The organism is Virgibacillus sp. GM2-2 (genome assembly GCF_055329585.1).
Genome location: NZ_JBUZWC010000004.1, coordinates 165,588 through 185,370 on the forward strand (window position 1 = coordinate 165,588; position 19,783 = coordinate 185,370).

General features: G+C 36.7%; 18 protein-coding genes and 1 tRNA gene. 2 read left to right on the forward strand and 17 right to left on the reverse strand.

Annotated features, from left to right (window positions below):
• Window positions 1-10: 10 nt before the first annotated feature.
• A complete protein-coding gene (locus ACY9Z2_RS07275; protein ID WP_463608956.1) occupies window positions 11-949 on the reverse strand; it encodes a hypothetical protein in 939 nt (312 codons plus the stop codon).
• A gap of 763 nt (window positions 950-1,712) precedes the next feature.
• On the reverse strand, window positions 1,713-1,847 hold the full coding sequence (locus ACY9Z2_RS07280; RefSeq protein WP_463608957.1) for a hypothetical protein: 135 nt from the start codon (window positions 1,845-1,847) through the stop codon (window positions 1,713-1,715).
• A gap of 171 nt (window positions 1,848-2,018) precedes the next feature.
• Between ACY9Z2_RS07280 and ACY9Z2_RS07285 the strand changes: the two genes are divergently transcribed.
• Entirely contained in the window at window positions 2,019-2,939 is a 921-nt protein-coding gene (locus ACY9Z2_RS07285) for a helix-turn-helix domain-containing protein (protein WP_463608958.1), read from the forward strand.
• 117 nt (window positions 2,940-3,056) lie between these two features.
• Here ACY9Z2_RS07285 and ACY9Z2_RS07290 read toward each other — a convergent pair.
• A tRNA-Arg gene (locus ACY9Z2_RS07290) sits at window positions 3,057-3,129 on the reverse strand.
• Window positions 3,130-3,662: 533 nt separating this feature from the next.
• The gene (locus ACY9Z2_RS07295) at window positions 3,663-5,327 is read right to left on the reverse strand and encodes a peptide ABC transporter substrate-binding protein (RefSeq protein WP_463608959.1); all 1,665 of its coding nucleotides are present in this window, start codon (window positions 5,325-5,327) and stop codon (window positions 3,663-3,665) included.
• A gap of 326 nt (window positions 5,328-5,653) precedes the next feature.
• On the opposite strand from ACY9Z2_RS07295, the gene clpP reads away from it, so the two are divergent.
• Window positions 5,654-6,247: an ATP-dependent Clp endopeptidase proteolytic subunit ClpP gene (clpP, locus tag ACY9Z2_RS07300; RefSeq protein WP_463608960.1), complete on the forward strand. Its 594-nt coding sequence runs from the start codon at window positions 5,654-5,656 to the stop codon at window positions 6,245-6,247.
• A gap of 138 nt (window positions 6,248-6,385) precedes the next feature.
• Here clpP and ACY9Z2_RS07305 read toward each other — a convergent pair whose 3' ends face one another.
• The 13 genes from ACY9Z2_RS07305 to ACY9Z2_RS07365 all read right to left on the reverse strand — a co-directional run bounded on the left by ACY9Z2_RS07305 (window position 6,386) and on the right by ACY9Z2_RS07365 (window position 19,681).
• Window positions 6,386-6,640 (reverse strand): HPr family phosphocarrier protein, encoded by a 255-nt coding sequence (locus tag ACY9Z2_RS07305; protein ID WP_463608961.1) that lies wholly within the window; start codon window positions 6,638-6,640, stop codon window positions 6,386-6,388.
• Between the two features lie 158 nt (window positions 6,641-6,798).
• Window positions 6,799-7,740 carry a DNA-binding protein WhiA gene (whiA, locus tag ACY9Z2_RS07310; protein WP_463608962.1) on the reverse strand — a complete coding sequence of 314 codons (942 nt, stop codon included), beginning with the start codon at window positions 7,738-7,740 and terminating at the stop codon, window positions 6,799-6,801.
• Window positions 7,741-7,757: 17 nt separating this feature from the next.
• The gene (locus ACY9Z2_RS07315; protein ID WP_463608963.1) at window positions 7,758-8,738 is read right to left on the reverse strand and encodes a gluconeogenesis factor YvcK family protein; all 981 of its coding nucleotides are present in this window, start codon (window positions 8,736-8,738) and stop codon (window positions 7,758-7,760) included.
• Window positions 8,738-9,628, reverse strand: coding sequence for an RNase adapter RapZ (gene rapZ / locus ACY9Z2_RS07320; RefSeq protein WP_463608964.1), 891 nt, complete (start codon window positions 9,626-9,628; stop codon window positions 8,738-8,740). The genes ACY9Z2_RS07315 and rapZ overlap by 1 nt, the downstream gene beginning before the upstream one ends.
• Window positions 9,629-9,640: 12 nt before the next feature.
• Complete coding sequence (locus ACY9Z2_RS07325) at window positions 9,641-10,114, reverse strand: NUDIX hydrolase (RefSeq protein WP_463608965.1); 474 nt, start codon at window positions 10,112-10,114, stop codon at window positions 9,641-9,643.
• A gap of 709 nt (window positions 10,115-10,823) precedes the next feature.
• Window positions 10,824-11,774: a thioredoxin-disulfide reductase gene (gene trxB, locus ACY9Z2_RS07330; RefSeq protein WP_463608966.1), complete on the reverse strand. Its 951-nt coding sequence runs from the start codon at window positions 11,772-11,774 to the stop codon at window positions 10,824-10,826.
• Window positions 11,775-12,001: 227 nt separating this feature from the next.
• Entirely contained in the window at window positions 12,002-13,021 is a 1,020-nt protein-coding gene (locus tag ACY9Z2_RS07335; protein WP_463608967.1) for a tetratricopeptide repeat protein, read from the reverse strand.
• A 287-nt stretch (window positions 13,022-13,308) separates the two neighbouring features.
• Complete coding sequence (locus tag ACY9Z2_RS07340) at window positions 13,309-14,970, reverse strand: glycerol-3-phosphate dehydrogenase/oxidase (protein WP_463608968.1); 1,662 nt, start codon at window positions 14,968-14,970, stop codon at window positions 13,309-13,311.
• A gap of 201 nt (window positions 14,971-15,171) precedes the next feature.
• Window positions 15,172-16,665 (reverse strand): glycerol kinase GlpK, encoded by a 1,494-nt coding sequence (gene glpK / locus ACY9Z2_RS07345; RefSeq protein ID WP_463608969.1) that lies wholly within the window; start codon window positions 16,663-16,665, stop codon window positions 15,172-15,174.
• A 12-nt stretch (window positions 16,666-16,677) separates the two neighbouring features.
• The gene (locus ACY9Z2_RS07350) at window positions 16,678-17,217 is read right to left on the reverse strand and encodes a glycerol-3-phosphate responsive antiterminator (protein ID WP_463608970.1); all 540 of its coding nucleotides are present in this window, start codon (window positions 17,215-17,217) and stop codon (window positions 16,678-16,680) included.
• 372 nt (window positions 17,218-17,589) lie between these two features.
• A complete protein-coding gene (locus ACY9Z2_RS07355; protein WP_463608971.1) occupies window positions 17,590-18,108 on the reverse strand; it encodes an acyltransferase in 519 nt (172 codons plus the stop codon).
• Between the two features lie 3 nt (window positions 18,109-18,111).
• Window positions 18,112-18,747, reverse strand: coding sequence for a pyrophosphatase PpaX (gene ppaX, locus ACY9Z2_RS07360; protein ID WP_463608972.1), 636 nt, complete (start codon window positions 18,745-18,747; stop codon window positions 18,112-18,114).
• Entirely contained in the window at window positions 18,722-19,681 is a 960-nt protein-coding gene (locus tag ACY9Z2_RS07365; protein WP_463608973.1) for a nucleoside recognition domain-containing protein, read from the reverse strand. Before ACY9Z2_RS07365 ends, ppaX begins: the two co-directional genes overlap by 26 nt.
• Between the last annotated feature and the right edge of the window lie 102 nt (window positions 19,682-19,783).

Consider the following 19,783-nt stretch of genomic DNA (forward strand, 5'->3'; position numbering starts at 1 on the left):
AATACTTAATTTAGCATTTTAGACTACTTAAAATTGTAGCCAAGGCAAAGATACCGTTATCCTCTACTGTCGAGATATTTCTTGGGTTTAAATCGTTTGCTGTTGGTACTTGCATTCTAGCGGTTCCTTTGAACTCTTGAATACCATTATAATTCTTTAAAAGGCATGAAAGTGCATCGTTTAACATACTCGAATGGTCATATCCTAGCGTTTTTAATATAATTATGATACAAGAAGTTGCGAAAAGTTCTAATCCATTTTTACCCCACCCGCCATTTTTTAATTGCTTTCCACCTATGTATTTTAAAATTTTTCTTTTATACGAGTCGGGGATATTTCCCTCTAGTGCTTGCACTGAAATCATTGTCGGATAATACCAATCGCTCCACCAATAGTCCCGCCAAATTCCGTTAGAAAAATTATTAACTATAAACATTTCCATTTGTTGTCTTTCGGATGGTGATATGACTTTCCTAAGAGAAATAAGTGTATTACATGTTGTTGAATGATGCTCTTGTAACCATCCTCTATATATATCTAAAGGAGCTTTGGGAAAATATTTATTATTTTCGCCAAATGCTAATAAAATATCGTGATCGTTATAGGTAGACACTCCTCCACTGCGTGTTATATGACGCATTAAAAAATCTATATCAACAGATCGAACATTATCTATTCCAATCCCTCGTATAACAACAGCTGTAGAATCAGCATCGGCTACCACATTCTTATTAAATCCCCATCCACCTTGTTCCCTTGAACTCCCAATTAAAAATTCTTCGGTATCACTGGAATTAACATCTCCTGAGAGTGCGCTCAATACATAACCTGTGACCCATTCAGTTGCAATTCCGACAGTAAGATTAAAATCTTTATAAACCCCTTTTTCTTGTGTCGAATATAACTTGTTTATTATCTCTTTATGTAATTCTGTTACTTCTGTTACCAAGTAGTTCACACCTCGCTTTGTGTTATAGCTATATAAGTTGTTGCTTTTTTAATTTTCGGATTTAGATTGAATCTTCTATAACCGAGGGATAATTTTTCTTCGTACTAATTGTGATAAAACAAATGACGTACCACAGTACGCCACTTGTTTTTTATCCTCGAGTTGGGATTACCATTTGACTTCGATATCTTTTTGTTTCTCTTCTAATGGGCTATTTCTTACTTCATCCATCATTTTTAAAACATCATTATTTTTCATAATTGCTTAATCCTCCTTTCCGTTAAGATATAGTATAGTCCCATTTCAGTTAGTGATAAAAAGTCACATTTTCTTGTTAATATCTTTTAAATCACTAATTCACTGAAAATCATAGTTTAGCCTAAGTAATTCGTACGATACTATGAATATAGTAATATTAAGTTGGATTCCTATAGGAATCTATTATGGAAAATGTTTGAATTGAATCGTCCGATAACATTAAAATATATCTGGAGTAAAGTAAAGGGATAAAAAATAGCCCATTACTTCAGATTTTATTCTAATCTAACGTGAATAAGGACACCTGAAATAATGTGCTATTATATACGTATACCTAAAGACTCAATTTTTTTGATTTCTACTAAATCATACTTTGTGTGATAGAATTCTTGTAAAAGATTTTCAATTTTTATCAATTGGCAGCTTAAACGTTTAACAAAGTTTTCTTACTTCCATCATGGAATCTATTACAACTACTTGATAGTCCAACTGATTATCTAATTTGCTAAAGTTTTTTTATACTGTGTGCTAATGGTAAATGTTCATCTTTTGTTTCTTGTTGCATTTTAGAGTAATCATAATGTAATCCTATACTGATTGTTAAACACAAAATTAATAATAAACCTGCTATTTTCTTCACAGTTTAACCCCTCCTTAATTAATCACAGTATATTCTCGTCTGATTATGCAGTAAAAGGCTATTTCTCCTTGTAAAATCTATTAAATATGTAAATTAACTGAAAATTGTACTTTTATTGAGACAATACTCATGGTAATATGAATATAGTAATGTTAAGGAAGTGAATTAAACATGATCATGAATTATGGAAGGCTAATCAGAGAATTAAGAGATTATACAGGATTATCTCAAAAAGATCTATGCGAGGATATTTGTTCCCAGTCTTTTATAAGTCGCATCGAAAAAGCAGAAATTACTCCTTCTGCTACTATGTTGTACCAATTGTCCCTGAAACTAGGAGTTGATATCAATTACTTCTTTGAACACAACAACAATTATAGAACTGATTACGCCAATGAATTCTGCACCCAAATACGCATTTTGATTATTAACTCAGACTTTGAGGAAGCACATCGTATGCTTTTAGCAGAAGAAAAAAATCCAAACTTTGATGGAATTAATATGAAAAAATTTTTGCTATGGAACCAAGGTATCTGTTCTTACTATGTAAAAAACGATTTTGAAAAGTCCGTCCAATATCTTATACATGCACTAAATATAAAAGAAACTGCCTTAACAATTATGACGGTGCGGGATATTGAAATAATGAATTCGTTGGCCAATATATACAATGAAAATGGTGATATCAGAAACGCTAGTAATTGGTATGAAAAAGCATTGCACTATTGGAAAAGGACGCCAACCATTCAGAAAGAAACTCTTTTCGTCCGTATAGTATACAATTATTCAGTTTTGTTGAGTAAGCAAAGTATGTTTGTAGAAGCAGTTAAAATGTGTGATAAAGGGATAAATGAAATGTTGAAACAAAAATCGTTATATTTATTAGGTGAATTATTATATGAAAAGGGAATTAATCTTAGGAAATTGAACAGAATTGGACAAAGTTATGAATACATGAACGATGCATTACACCTTTTTAAGATTCAGAACAGCATGAGTGCAATTAAAACAGTAAAAAATGCTATTTCAACTTATCGGGAAAAGGACAAAGAAAATTCGGAAGGGTTGCTTTTTTGTAAAGCAAATTTTTAACTTTCTGCTCCATAATTAAGAAAAAGACTCTTTTATTATAGATTTTTACCTTACTAACAAACATAAAAAAGACAAGGCGTCTCTAATGAAGAGATTCCTTGTCTTTTTTCGTCATAGCGCGCCCAGAGGGATTTGAACCCCCGACTCTTGGTACCGGAAACCAATGCTCTATCCCCTGAGCTATGGGCGCAAATATATATGTAAAATTTCACACATAGGATATTATAACGTTATGTATGAAAACTAACAAGTATTTTATTCAATAACTATATACTTGAATTGTTGCAACTCCGCCTGTGCTGCCCGGATATCATTCACTTTTGACTAAGTTTATCTGTTGTGGTCCGAATGCTTAGAAGGATCACACGAGTTTTCCTACTTCGATCCGAGTTTAGACCGAATGTTTCAGTGAATACGAGCCAGATTAGGTGAAATACGATCCGAATTCTAATATTACGATCGAAATTGAATGAAATACGATCCGAATGGTAAAAATACGATCCAGATCAGATGATTTACGATCCTTACATCAAATTACATCTAAACAGGTAATTTATACGGATAGTTAACCAGTAATCAAAACCACAAGAAAAAACTAGGATTACTGGCAAGCTTTAATGACGAAATCCTTAGTTAAACTATACTTCTATCCTTAGAACTTTTACCTATTTACCAGTGCAAAAAAGAAGACCTCCGTCCATTGACAAAGGTCTTCAATCTTTATTATTCTGCTACATTTGCAAATTTGTATTCATATGTTGCTCCAAATGGATTCACATAAACTCCTTGAATCTTTGGTGATACTAGCTGTGCATGTGAGCTTTGGAAGATAGGAGCAATTACTGCATCTTCAAAGAGTACTTTTTCAGCTTCTAAGAAGTTTTGATAACGTTTTACAGGATCCATCGCATATTTCGTTGCTGTTTCTTTCACTAATGTATCATATTGTTCGCTTGAGTAACCTGTAAAGTTGTTTCCACTCTTTGTCGTAAATAGATTCATGAAGGTGTACGGATCTAGGAAGTCAGGACCCCATCTTGTAACTTGAATCTCATAATCTTGCTTCGTATCTAAATCAAGTCGTTGTTCTTTCGGTACTTGTTTCAAATTAATGGTTAACCCTTCTAGATTCGTTTCTAACTGATTCGCGATGTATTCTACCATTGTTTTTGTAGTTTGATCATCGTCAGTTAGTAATTCTAATTCAACTTTTTCTTTTCCAATCGCTTCTAAACCTTTTTGCCATAATTCTTTTGCCTTCTCTAAGTCATATGTTACAAGATCTCCACTTACCTCTCTGAAATCTTCGCCAGATTCAGGCATTGGTGTGAAATCAGCCGGCACAAGACCGTTTGCAACAATTGAACCATTGTTTAAAATCTCATCAACTAATGCTTCCTTATTAAACGCTCTGCTTAATGCAGCACGAATATCTCTGTTTGCAAGAGCGTCATTCGCTTCTTGGTTAAATTTAATAAAGTATACAAAAGTATCTGGACGAACAACATAATCTTCATGTGACTTATATTGGTCTACTAAATCTGCCGTTATATCAACACGGTCAACTGCCCCAGACGTGTATAGATTAACTGCAGTTTGTGGATCTTTTACAACTTCAAATGTTAATTTATCCATTACTACTGCATCTTTATCCCAGTAGTTTTCGTTCTTCACAAGCTCCCATGAGCTACTAGTGCTTTCCCAATTTTCTAATGTATATGGCCCGTTTGCAAGTAATGTATCTGTACTTATAGCAAACTTGTCACCTTGTTCCTCAACAAACTTTTGGTTTAATGGAAAGAATGTACCAAAAGTAGTTAGCGATTCAAAATAAGGTGTTGGATTTTCTAATTCAACAACAAATGTATAATCATCTGGAGCAGAAACACCTAGTTCTTCGACAGGAACTTCCCCTGTACTAACTTGTGCAGCGTTTTTAATTACGCCGCTCATCATGTATGGACCATATTCAGATCCAACTGATGGGTCGACTGCTCGTCTCCATGCATAAACAAAATCATGTGCCGTTACAGGTTCCCCATTTGACCACTTAGCATCTTCACGTAAAGTGAATGTCCATGTAAGACCGTCTTCACTTACCGTATGTTCTGTCGCAATACCAGGAACCGGTTTTGCATTTTCATCCAATCGATATAAACCTTCCATTGTAGCTGCTAGATAAATAAAAGAAGCTTCATCTGTTGCAAGTGAAGGATCCATTGTTGCGATATTCACCGGGTTCGTTAAGTTAAGTACCTTTTCATCTCCCCCTGATGTCGCTTCCCCTTCATCTTTGTTGCCTGTTTCTTCTGAGTCACCAGTACAAGCTACTAATAAACTAAGTAATAGACTAAGTAATACTAAAAATACCCACTTTGTTTGCTTCACGTAATAGACCCTCCCATTTATTTTTCTGAATTGCTTACAAAATATTATAACTGTCCATTAGCAATATTGCAAAGTATTTTTAATTTCTAATAATTAAATATAGTTTTAAGTCTTACTGGGTAAAGTATAGATGTACAAATGAAAAAACTAGCCAACGATGATAGAATTAAAAAGTGAATGGTTTAATATAGTTAATATGGGGTAAGATGGAAAAGTGAAATAAATCGATAATATCGATTGTTTACGTTTGACCTTTTTTGACCTATTAGTTATCATAAAATTATCCAATCAAACTGGATATGTTTGAATTAAAGGAGGAAATTTCGATGAATTTAATACCAACAGTTATTGAACAAACGAATCGTGGAGAACGTGCATATGATATTTATTCACGTTTGTTAAAAGACCGCGTAATCATGCTAGGTAGTGCTATTGATGACAACGTAGCAAACTCCATTGTTGCACAATTACTTTTCTTAGAGGCTGAAGATCCAGAAAAAGATATTTCACTATACATTAACTCACCTGGTGGATCGATTACAGCAGGTATGGCAATCTACGATACAATGCAGTACATTAAAGCAGATGTTTCAACTATTTGTACTGGGATGGCTGCATCTATGGGAGCGTTTTTACTCGTTGCAGGTGAAAAAGGTAAGCGATTTGCTCTTCCGAACAGTGAAGTGATGATTCACCAACCATTAGGTGGAACACAAGGGCAAGCAACTGACATTGAAATTCACGCTCGTCGTATTATCCAAATGCGTGAAAAGATTAATGAAATTCTTTCAGAGCGTACTGGTCAGCCAATCGACGTTATCGAACGCGATACCGACCGTGACAACTTCATGACAGCTGATAAAGCAGCTGAATACGGTCTAATTGACAAGGTATTGACTAGAAATACAGATAAAAAATAGTTCGAAAAAATCCCTGCTTTTAATTTAAGCGGGGATTTTTATTAACTCTGATAGAAACGTATACGTTTTATGGATATCAGTATAAGGACAACTAAGGCCTTCACCATTAAAACTTGGCGTTCAGCCAAGTTTTAAAAATCATTTATTTTTAACAAGTGAAACTAATTGCTCGATCGCAATGCTTTCATCGATTCCTTCCGCGATTAATAGCACCTTCTCACCTTTTCCAATGGCAAGACTCATTAATCCCATTATACTTTTTGCATTTATCCGCTTACCCGCCTTTTCCAAAAATAAATCTGCAGTAAACCGATTAGCTTCTTGGACAAAATGTGCAGCTGGTCTGGATTGTAATCCCGATTCTAATTCAATCGTCACTTCTTTTTCCACCAACGCATATCCTTCCTTTCTATTTATATGTAAGCGTATTCAAATTCATTATAGAAAAACTCAGCATCCGCCTCATCCTTAATAGCGAGTGCTGAAGATTTTTCTTATAAGGTCTACCATAACTTATACTTTCTGACGTTATAAATGCAACGCGCAAATCATTATATCTCTTCACCTTTACGAAGTTTATTGGCATATTCATCAATTTTTTTCAATCGATGGTTTACACCAGACTTTGAAATTTTACCAATTGAAATTAGCTCACCAAGTTCCTTTAAAGAAATGTCTTCGTGCTGTACTCGTAGTTCTGCAATTTCTTTAAGCTTATCTGGCAGTGCATCCAATCCTACTGTACGGTCAATCAGTTTAATGTTTTCAATCTGTCGAAACGCTGCACCGATCGTTTTATTTAAGTTTGCAGTCTCACAGTTTACAATTCGATTAACTGAATTACGCATGTCGCGTACGATACGAACATCTTCAAACTTAAATAATGCATTATGTGCGCCAATTATGCTTAAAAACTCCGTAATTTTTTCCGCTTCTTTTATATACGTAATATAGCCCTTCTTTCGTTCCAACTTTCTTGCTCTGAGATTAAAATTATTTAATAAATCACATAAGGCATCATTATGCTCTTGATAAAAATTTGAAATCTCCAAATGATAGGACGAAGTTTCTGGGTTATTAATCGATCCCCCAGCAAGGAACGCTCCCCGCAGGTAGGATTTCTTACAGCAATTTTTCTTAATATACTTTGGTGAGATATTACGAATAAAGGTGTAGGGCTCTTGCAAAATTCCTAGATCCGACAAAAGCTCTCGGACATCTTCCTTTAATCGAACGATATATACATTATTCTTTTTAAGTTTCATTTTACGCCTAACCAATAGTTCTACCGGCATATTGTATTGTTTCTTAATCAGCGTATAGATTCTACGTGCAATTGCAGCATTTTCCGTTTGTACATCTAGTAAGTATTCCTGTCTTGAAACAGAAATAGCTCCATTCATTCGTATTAATGCAGACAATTCTGCAAATGTGCAACAAGAATCGATTTCGATTGATGTTAATTCTTTTTTTATTTCAGATGCAAAAGACAACCCCTTCACCTCCCCGATTAACCATTTGACGGGCGTTGCTTCGTTTCATTCAAAAGAGAAAATAGTAAATCAGCAATTTTATGTGTATCGTGCCTAATCGTTGTTTGATCGTAGTTAATGATATCACCTTCAATAATGCGAATACCCATCTCAAGAAGTTTGTCGATATCATAGACTACTGGTTCTGCGTTTTCTTCCGCGTATAAATCGCGAACCTGTTTGGTAATTGGTTCATTGTGAACGATAATAGAGTCCATGCAACCATCACCAACATGATCGATTATTGCCTGAACATGCTCAGAAGCTGTGTAACCCGTCGTTTCTCCTGCTTGAGTCATGACATTACATACATAAACCACTTTACCTTTTGATGAGCGAATCGCATCATCAATTTTAGGAATGATTAGATTGGGAAGTATGCTCGTATACAGACTACCTGGTGAAACCACGATTAGATCCGCCTTTCGAATAGCTTCAATAGCATTTGGCAGAGGATTAATTGCATCTGGTGTTAGAAAAACTCGTTTAATTCGTTTGTTAGCAAGCGGGATACTGGATTCCCCAATAATTATCGATCCATCTTCCATTTCGGCATGCAGGGTCATATTTTCATTAGAGATCGGATACACTTTACCTTTCACATTAAACACGCGACAAATCTCTTTTATCCCGGTATAAAAATCCCCTGTTATCGATGTCATTGCTGCAAGTAATAGGTTTCCCATAGAATGCCCAATAAGACCATTACCATTTGCAAAACGATGCTGAAATAACTCCAGTAGCATTGGTTCCGCATCTGATAGTGCAGCAATTACATTTCGGATATCCCCAGGTGCAGGCATAGCCATTTCATTTCGAATTCTACCCGTACTTCCGCCATCATCGGAAACAGTAACTAATGCAGTTAAATGAATCGGTAAATGCTTCAAGCCTCTTAATAAGACAGGCATACCTGTCCCACCACCGATAACTACTACTCTCGGTTGATTTTCTTCCATTACGAAGATTTTCCCTTTCGTTTATCAATATCACGATGGCTGATATGTGTAATATAGTTAGATGAAAGCTGTTTGGCAAAATGTTCAGCAAGTGCAACAGAGCGATGTTGACCACCAGTACAGCCAATCGCAACAACTAATTGTGACTTTCCTTCTTTTTTATACTGAGGAAGCATGAATTGTAGCAAATCAAGTACCTTCTCATTGAACTTTTGCGTATCTGACCACTTAAATACATAGGAAGATACTTCAGGGTTTAAGCCCGTCAATGGCTGCATGTGTGAAACATAATGTGGGTTTGGTAGGAAACGGACATCAAATACTAAGTCTGCATCAATTGGAAGTCCATATTTAAAACCAAATGAAACCATGTGCACAGAAAAAATCTCTTGCTTATCATCTGTATATGCTTTCAAGATTTTTTCACGTAACTCACGCGGCTTTAAGTTAGTTGTATCGATTATTCGTTGGGCTCTTCCACGCAATTCATCAAGTACAACCCGTTCCTGTTGGATTCCCTCTAACGGCAAACCACCTACAGCTAACGGATGAGATCGTCTTGTTTCCTTGTATCTTGTAACAAGCTCCTCATTTTTTGCATCTAAAAATAAAATATGTTCATGTAACCATTCTTCTTCACCAAGAACGTCTAATGCTTCAAATAATGAGTCGAAAAATTCGCGTCCACGCAAATCCATCACCAACGCTACTTTTCGAATCGTATTTGTAGCATCACGCATTAACTCAAGGAATTTAGGTAGCAAGGCTGGAGGAAGGTTATCGACACAGTAATAGCCCAAATCTTCAAAGCTTTGTACAGCTACAGTTTTACCTGCACCTGACATTCCTGTAATGATTACAAGCTTTGTTTCTTGTTCTTGTTTTAGCATTTTGTAACCCCCTTAAAGTGTGGCTGAATCAAATCGCATGTTTAATAACTTATACTCTTTTGTGTAGGAAAAAGAACCGTATAAGACATCGTCTTTTGCTAAAACATGCTCATATATTTTTCTGTCTCCTTCTGCCATTGGTAAATCCTTAATTTTATCACGATCAACCCATTCAAGAATTCCTTCATCACAATAATCCGTTAGAATTCCATCGTATTCCGTGCAAATAAACGTAAACATCATCCATTCTTGAACAATTTCTTGTTCGTCATGAATAGTGAATGTAAATGCGCCAGCTAGCTTAGGATCAAGTAATTTCAAGTTTGTTTCTTCCCGGTATTCGCGAAGTACGGATTCCTTGATGGACTCTCCTATTTCCATTTTCCCACCTGGAATAGCGTACCAATCACGTCTCGGTTTTTTAAGTAACAACACTTTATCGTGTTGTATCAATATACAATTCGTTACACGTTGCAATATTAACACCTCTCTTAAGAGGAAGATTTTATATATTGAAGCTCATTAATTGTTGCTAAAATTTATAATAACTGAAGGCAGCTACAGAAAAACACTACGCTAGGCTTCTAGCGTGCTTGCACTAAGCCTTGCTGAATGCAGTAATCGGACCCACGATTCCTTATCTGTGAAAAATACGGGCAAATGTGGCAGTTTGCGGACTGAGGATACCTTATTTAGGTTAAAATAGGTAGAAATCATGCTTTTTTCACTGAATAAGACATCCTGTGTCCGTTAATCTTCAAAATCGCGCCTAAAAAGGCAAATAAGGAATCCTCTGTCCGCTACTGAGCGTGTAGGACAAATATAATGTAAAGCAATGTTTATATTGAGCAGTGAAGCATTTTTCTTACTCCACAGTTTACTCATTTTTTACCATAAGCATCTAATCAGTGATTCTCATACATTACTACTATTATACAATGAAAAAAATCAAACCAACAAGGATATGTTTTGCTTTTGGGATCCTAGTTGGTTCGACATGTTAGGACAAGCTTTTTGGAGCGTATTATAAACAAAAAAAGATGCACAGGTGCAGTTCACCTGTGCATAAAACTAATTTATCTATTAAAAGGGGGTCAATTAGTTAATTATATTGTACCCCAAAATTGTTGCGAACGTGTTACAACAGCGTTAAAAAGTAATTACTTTCTGCAAATGTTTCTTTACACTGAGTGAATTAGTTAGCAGACTTCATTTTTTCTAATAAATTTTCGATATAGCTTTGTGCAGATTGTGCTGCGATACTGCCATCCCCGGTTGCCGTCACAATTTGTCGAAGTTCTTTATCGCGAATATCTCCAGCGGCAAATACTCCCGGTACACTTGTTTCCATATTTTCATTTGTTGGAATGTATCCCTCATCATTTGTGATACCAAGCGTTTTAAAAGGCTCGCTTAACGGAACCATCCCTATATAGATAAATACACCCTCAGCATCAAATTCTTTTTTCTCACCTGTATTACGATTTTCAAGTGTAACACTACTTACTTTACCGTCAGGACCATTAATTGTATTCACAACTGTATCCCAGATAAACTCGATTTTATCGTTATCAAATGCACGTTGCTGAAGGATTTTCTGTGCACGTAGTTCATCACGACGGTGGATGATCGTTACTTTTTTTGCAAAACGTGTAAGGTAAACTCCTTCTTCCACTGCTGAGTCTCCACCACCAATAACCACTAATTCTTTCTCTTTAAAGAATGCTCCATCACAAACAGCACAGTATGAAACGCCACGGCCACCTAATTCTTCCTCACCACTAATGCCAAGCTTTTTGTATTGTGCTCCAGTCGTGATGATTAGTGCACGCGTTTTATATTCGTGTTTACCAGCTTTAACTAGCTTATAATCACCGTGATCTTCTACTTCCTTAATATCACCGTATGCATACTCAGCACCGAACTTCTTTGCGTGTTCAAACATCTTATTCGATAAATCAGGTCCCAAAATGTGTTCATAACCAGGATAGTTTTCTACATCCTCTGTATTAGCCATTTGACCACCTGGTATACCTCGTTCAATCATCAACGTATCTAAGTCTGCTCGTGATGCATAGACTGCAGCAGTCATACCTGCAGGTCCTGCTCCCGCGATAATTACATCAAAAATTCGATCCTCGGACATTACTAACCGCCCCTTTATTTACAATAATATTATTTTAGAGAATGTTCAAAAAGTCCAGTAAAAATGACACTTCGAATTTCTTTGTTAGCTAGCTTTTCCGTTCCTCACGTATTAATAACATACGTTCTGGTACTCAAAGCTACGCTGCCTCGAACTTCTCGGTCCTTTTTATCCTCCTTTTTGAACACACACTTTAACTTAAACCATATATATAGTATAAGATGTATTTAGGTTCGTCTAATGTTCTGCTCATTTAAGGGATGGTTTTCTTTACTCAACAATGGATGACGTTTACATCCTTCACTCCATAATTTAGCTGAAAGTTCTATTTCACCAATGTAATAAGCAGCAATACTAAACCAACGATAATACGATGGATGCCCTTTTAAGACACCTTTTGACAGCGCCTTAAATCGATTAAATGCTTCAAGGTAATATTCTGTACGCGCTAACGTCATTGCGATTTTCAATTTTTGTTGTTCATGAATAGAATACACATTTAATAGTGCATTTATGTGGGCCATGTATTGTTTATCGCCACGTTCATAATAAAAAATAGCCAAGTTAATATGAGAACACAATTCATTTGGATTTTCTTTTAAGGTATCTAATTCCATTGTTATTGCGTCATCCTGAAAGGAATTGAAGAACAATACTTGTGTGTAATCATGTTTAATCATTTTTTGGTCTGGAAACAATGCCATCATTTCTTCTAATAAGGGTAATGCTTTTTCCCATTCCATATATTCCATATGGTTAAACACGGTTTCTTGGTAAATTAGAAGCTCGTCTTCCTCTTCCATATTCCAATCGTCTTCTTCGATGTCGTCAATATCAAGCATTTCTAATAGTGTACTTGCTTCTTCTTGAAATTCACCATCAGGCTCACACGTTAAATAAGACTCTGCATATTTTTTTGCATCATTTAATAAACCTAGATGAGCATAATTATTTGCTAACAAATAATAACAGTCCGCATATTTATCACCAGTCGATTGAAGCACCTTTGTCAACAATTGGTTTGCTGCATGATAGGCTCCAATTTCCGTATATACAATAGATAATTGACATTGATACAATGGCTCAGTTGGCGCAAATTCTATCGCTTTTTTCATCCATTTAACAGCAACGTCAAATTTTCTTTTTTGAAAGGATTCTACACCCTTCGTAAAATAAAAATCACCTTCTGGAATAAAAGGGACAACATTGTTTATTAATTTATTTTGTTTCTTTTTCACGTCTTGCATGGTTATCCCCCTACTGTCAATACATACCGAACAAAGTATACCATACTTGGAACTAGATTTATAGATGGATAATCTATGGATAAAAACTAGTTCAATAAGAAAAGCGCAAGCGCCCGTTTAGAAGCGGACGCATAAGCAAGGGACCGTAGAACGCATGGTTTTAGCGTTCGAAGTGTCCATTGCTTATGACGGCAGCTTCTGGGCGCTAGAGCTAGACAGCTTTTCGTTTATACTTTCTTTGCTCTAAAAAAAGCTTTATCCGGTGTTAATTGGATAAAGCTTTTTACTTAATTCACCGGATTAACTGCTTCAACTAATAACTGATCTAATTCTTCGGTATATGCCTGTTTTTGTTCAATTGACCATTCCAAGCTATCCGTCATATAGTCGATTACAGAATCTTTGTGCGTCCGAACCCAATCTATATCAAAATATAAAGCTCCTGTCCGACGGATGAAAAAATCAACTGGCTTATACACCAACTCCTGTTCCATCCCGTACAATAACTCCGCGAAAACTAGAGGATCAATTCCAGCAAGCTTTGCTTCTTCTTGTTTGTTTTTATAGTTGGAGAATAACACGTCTATGTTTGCTCCATATTTTTGAACAAGTCTCTCTGCTGATTTTTCTTCAATTCCTTGATTAATTGCCTCCGTGACTTTATTCGTTTTAAATTCGGTGAAGCCTTTTGACCCGCCTACTTCTCCGCCCGAAATCGGTAAATTTTTTGTTAGTGAGTGGGTAAAGATAATCTGTTTTTCTTTTTTCAATTGATCAGCCACTGTATTCACTGCATGTTCTGCCATTTTTCGGTACCCTGTTAGTTTTCCTCCAGCCATTGAAATTAGGCCAGAATCAGAAATAAAAATCTCATCCTTACGAGAAATCTCGTCTGGACTTTTCCCTTCTTCTGAAATTAATGGTCGTAACCCAGCCCAGCTTGATTCAACATCGTTTTTATTGATAGCAAGCGTTGGAAACATGTAGTTAATTGCCTCCAGTAAGTAATCCCGGTCTTCTTCCGTCATAGTAGGATGTTCAATATTCCCCTCATACGTTGTATCAGTAGTGCCTACATACGTCTTGTCATCTCGTGGAATGGCAAAAATCATTCGGCCATCAGGTGCGTCAAAATAAATTGCTTGTTTTAATGGAAATCGTTCATTCGAAAATACTACATGAACGCCTTTTGTAAGATGAAGTGTCTTACCTTTTTTAGAGCCATCAATTGCACGCAATTCATCAACCCAAGGCCCTCCGGCATTTATTATTTTTTTTGCAAATATTTTTAAACGCTCACCTGTAATTTGATTCTCAACAATTGCACCGATTATTTTTTTTGCATCATTATAGATAAAATCAATCACTTTTGTGTAGTTAATTGCATGAGTTCCGTGCTGAACAGCTTTTTTCATGACCTCAATCGTTAAACGGGCATCATCGGTTTTGTATTCTACGTAATATCCCGCACCTTTTAGACCATCATTTTTAATAAGTGGTTCACGCTTCACTGCTTCAGTCGGCTTAAGCATTGTACGGCGTTCATCTTTTTTTACTCCTGCAAGAAAATCATAAACACGTAGCCCAAGGTTCGTGGTATATGGACCGAAGTTACCTCCTTTATGGAAAGGAAGCATCATCCATTCGGGGGTAGTTACATGTGGTCCATTCTCGTAAACGATAGCGCGTTCCTTCCCAACTTCAGCTACCATTTTTACTTCAAACTGCTTTAGATACCGTAACCCTCCGTGCACAAGCTTGGTCGAACGACTAGAAGTTCCTGCTGCAAAGTCATTCATTTCTACTACACCAGTTCTTAAACCTCGTGTAGCAGCATCTAGCGCAATCCCTGCTCCAGTAATCCCCCCACCAATGACAAGAAGGTCTAACTCATGTTTCGTTAGGTTATCATAAATTTCCTGCCGTCTTTTGCTAGAAAAAATGGTCATCGTCATCACTCCTCTATCCGAATTATTCCTACCTTACAAATACCCTAAATATAGCTGTTTCATGTATCGTGAAATAGAAAAAACCACAAAACGAACCAATGTACATACATTAGCGTTTTGTGGTTTCTCCAAATCTCCGACCAATTATTAACTTATTTTTAGTCTAGCATATTCCTGCTGTTAAGAAAAGAAAATAAACTCCTATTTAAATGCTTGTGCTGCCTTCACAGCCTTTTTCCAACCTTCATACAATTCTTTTCGTTCGTTTTCATCCATCTTATTATCAAATGTTTTATCAATGTTCCACTGGTCAGCAATTTCCTGTTTGTTTTCCCAGAAGCCTACTGCAAGTCCAGCCAAATATGCTGCTCCAAGTGCTGTGGTCTCATTAACTACTGGGCGTTCAACAGATGTTCCAATTACATCACTCTGAAACTGCATTAGAAAGTCATTTTTGACCATGCCGCCATCGACACGTAACGTTTTTAACTCGATTCCTGAATCAGCAATCATTGCGTCCAGTACATCACGGGTTTGATAGGCTAACGATTCCAGTGTCGCCCGAACGAAATGCTCTTTTTTAGTACCTCGTGTCAATCCGAAAACTGCACCACGAACATCACTATCCCAATATGGTGTTCCAAGTCCAACAAATGCTGGCACAACGTACACACCATCTGTAGAATCAACTGCTTTTGCTAATGGCTCACTTTCTGGTGAACTATTGATAAGTTTCAAACCATCGCGTAACCATTGAATAGCTGATCCTGCTACGAATATACTTCCTTCTAGCGCATATTCAACCTTACCATTCACACCCCACGCCAAAGTCGTTAACAATCCGTTATCAGATTTAACACCTTCTTCACCCGTGTTCATTAGCATGAAGCAACCGGTTCCATACGTGTTTTTTGCCATTCCTTTTTCAAAGCATGCTTGTCCGAACAAGGCTGCTTGTTGATCCCCAGCAATTCCTGCTATCGGAACCTCATGGCCAAAGAAATGATAATCGACAGTTTTACCGTAAACTTCTGAGGATTGTTTGACTTCTGGTAACATAGACTTTGGTACCCCTAATATTTTTAACAGTTCCTCGTCCCAAGCTAAATCATAAATGTTATACATTAACGTCCGAGAAGCATTGGAATAGTCTGTAACATGGGTTTTTCCACCAGTTAGTTTATATACAAGCCATGTATCAATCGTTCCAAATAACAAGTCACCATTCGTTGCTTTCTCTTTTGCACCGTCCACATTGTCTAATATCCACTTTACCTTTGTACCAGAAAAATAAGGGTCAAGTAATAGCCCAGTTTTGTCACGGAATGTATCATTATAGCCATCTTCTCGTAATTGGTTACATATCTCCGCTGTTTGTCTAGATTGCCAAACAATTGCTTTATAAATTGGCTTACCAGTATTTTTATCCCATACCACAGTTGTTTCACGCTGGTTGGTTATCCCAATTCCTTCTATCTGACTAGGTTCAACGTTTGCTTTCCGTAATACATCGGAAATACAGGCAAGCATGGACGTCCAAATTTCATCCGCATCATGCTCTACCCATCCTGGTTTTGGAAAAAATTGTTCAAATTCCTTTTGTCCTGTTTCAACAATTTCTCCATTATGATTAAAAAGAATTGCACGTGAGCTTGTTGTACCTTGATCCAATGACAAAATAAATGTTTCCACCATAATTCCTCCTCTTTACCATAAAGATGTTTCGGATGTAGAGACTGCAATTGCCCCAGCTTCGAGCGCTAGCTGCGCTTCATCTTGGTTGGTAATTAGTCCGCCAGCGATTACTGGAACATTGGTTTCGTTAACTAAATGTTGAATATATGTTGGTAGTAAACCCGGAAGCACTTCAATACAATCCGGTTTTACTTTTCCGATCAATGCTTGGTTATGCTTTATAGCTATGCTGTCTAATAGAAATATTCGTTGGATAGCCATGATGTTATGTTTTTTGGCTAGACCAATTATATTTCCTTTTGTCGAGATTATTCCATCAGGTTTAACCTCGTGCACCACATACTCCATTGCATACTCATCCGTTTTCAAACCGTGAATTAAATCAAAATGGATGATAATTTTTTTCTTATGACGATGTACATACACGACAAGATTTTTTAGTTGAGATAGCCTGGTTTCTAACAATACAACAGTATCATGGTCTGTGTTTATTGCTTTGTCAAAATCCTTCATACTCCGTATTGCAGGTAATATGCCAGTTGGTAAATTCAATGATGAATGCCTCCTGTATAAAATACTTCCATGATGTCTCACTCGCTGGTATCATTAGACCTAATCTTTTTTAGCAGTTATGTAAGTCTATTTCAACAAAGGTAACATAAAGTAAATTATTAAACAGATTCGTAGTCGAAGGAAATTGCGAAATAAGTGCAACGTTGATTTTCGTTACAGGCAGTCGCTTTCCGCGGGCAACGCCTCAGCCTCCTCGGAAGAAAAACACTTCCTGCGGGGTCTTCGGCTGTTGCTCGTCGTGTTGCATGTGGATTCAGAGTTGTTGGCACTCCTCGCAGATAAAGATTGCTTTTCCCGCAGGAGTCGACTGCCTTTCTCTCCAATCAACTATCCCAAAAGTAGGTAGTCCAGTTAAAATAAATCATCTTCTAAACGTTGTTCCATTTCTTCCTTTGTATAAATAACTTTCATCGGATTGCCTCCAACAAAACACCCCGTTGGCACATCCTTATGTACAAGTGTACCAGCAGAAACAATCGCTCGATCACCAATCGTTACGCCTGGAAGGATTGTTGTGTTTGCGCCGATCATCACTTCGTCACCAATTACTACATTCCCGATTCTGTATTCTTTAATCAAATACTCATGTGCCAATATTGTTGTATTGTAACCAACAATTGAATTAGCTCCAATCGTAATTTTTTCTGGAAACATCACATCTGGCATTACCATTAGTGCAAAAGCTGTTTTATCTCCTACTTTCATCCCGAGAAATGTCCGGTATAGCCAATTCTTCATTGATAAAAAAGGAGAGTACCTACCTAGCTGGATAACGATAAAATTTTTCATCACTTTCCAGAAAGATACTGTTTTATATATCTGCCACAAGGAATTTGACTTTTCAACACGATACCGTTTCGTATTTCGCATGTGTTACACTCCTACAATGGTAAATAAATCTCGCATATCCTCAAGCATATAAGTTGGATTTAACTTTTCTAGTGTCTCTCTGCCTTTAATTGTCCATGCCACTCCAGCTGTTTGCACACCTGCATTTTGTCCCGCTTCAATGTCATGAAAATTATCGCCAACCATAAGTGTCGTGGAGGCATCCGCATTAAGGTTTTTCATCGCTTTATAAACAGGTTCTGGATGCGGTTTTGGATGTGTAACATCATCAAGTGTGATAACGGTGTCAAAAAAGTTATCTAGTCCAACCAACTTTAACCCCATTGCCACACCTGGACCCATTTTTGTTGTTACGATTCCTAATTTTAGTCCTTGTTCTTTTAACTTTTTTAGTGTATCAACGACATGTGGATATGCATCAACAAAATCGTCATGATGATGTAAATTGTGTTCACGATAAGTCTGGATCATTTCCTCCGACTTATTCGGGTTAACACGATCAAACGTATCCTTCAACGTTGGTCCTATAAATGGTAATACCTCTTCTCGGGTGATTGGCAATTGATAATGCTCAAATGTATGTAAAAACGAGGCAATTATCAGTTCATTTGTATCAATTAACGTTCCGTCTAAATCAAAAAGTATCGTATGAATTTTCATTTGCCATTTCCTTTCTTTTTACCTGTTCCGGTCGTTTCCATAATAAAGAAACAATGATTGTCAAAACGATAGCAGTACTCAATCGTATTGCTAATAGTGGCCATACTGGAATACCGAGTGGAATAAAGATTAGCGTATCCTCAACAACCGCATGACATGAAACTAAAAATATCAATGCTAAGTACATATCTCTTTTTGATACACCGTCTTCTTTAACAGCCTGAATCATTAGACCAGCGCCATATGCTAATCCAATCGTAAGGCCTGCTACGAGCGTCATGGATGTATTTCGTTCCATTCCCAGCAGTTTCGTAAAAGGAGCAAGCATATTGGAGAATTTTGTAAGCCACCCTTTTTCACGTAAAAATTGCATGATAACCATGAGCGGAATAACAATTATTGCAAGTTGTAACACTGCAATTAAAGCCGTTTGTACACCATGAAATGCAATCTCATTCCAACTGTTTAAAACAGCTGGTGAATCTGAAATAAGTCCGTATTCTGCCTGCTCATTTCCTCCATTCCAAAATAGATTGATGACGACCCCAGATATTATTGCTAACGATACTCGAATTCCTCCGATAAACCAAGCACTTACACCCACTCTTGCTGCTACAGTCGACTCAATAAATAGATTGTGTGAAAATGAAAGCATTACTGCGAGAATAAAAACTTCCTTTACTGTAAAATCAAACGAAACGATTGCAGCGATTCCCGCATACAAATTTAACGCATTTCCTAAAACTAATGGAACTGCCGCTTCGCCTGATAAACCAAATAAGCCCATAATTGGACTTATTTGTTTAATGATCCATGGTAATACAGGCGTATATTGAAGAATCGTTATCAATAGGGTAATGGGAAATATAACTTTCCCTAATGTCCATGTCACCTGTAATCCCTGCTTAAAACCCCGTTGTATAATTCCGCCCAACGCCCATCCCTCTTTCTGTTTAAAAACACTTAGTTGTTACTTTGTCATTTTCGAATAGCTGTATCTATTGTTGTTTTGTCACAAAATAAGTGAACCGCGACG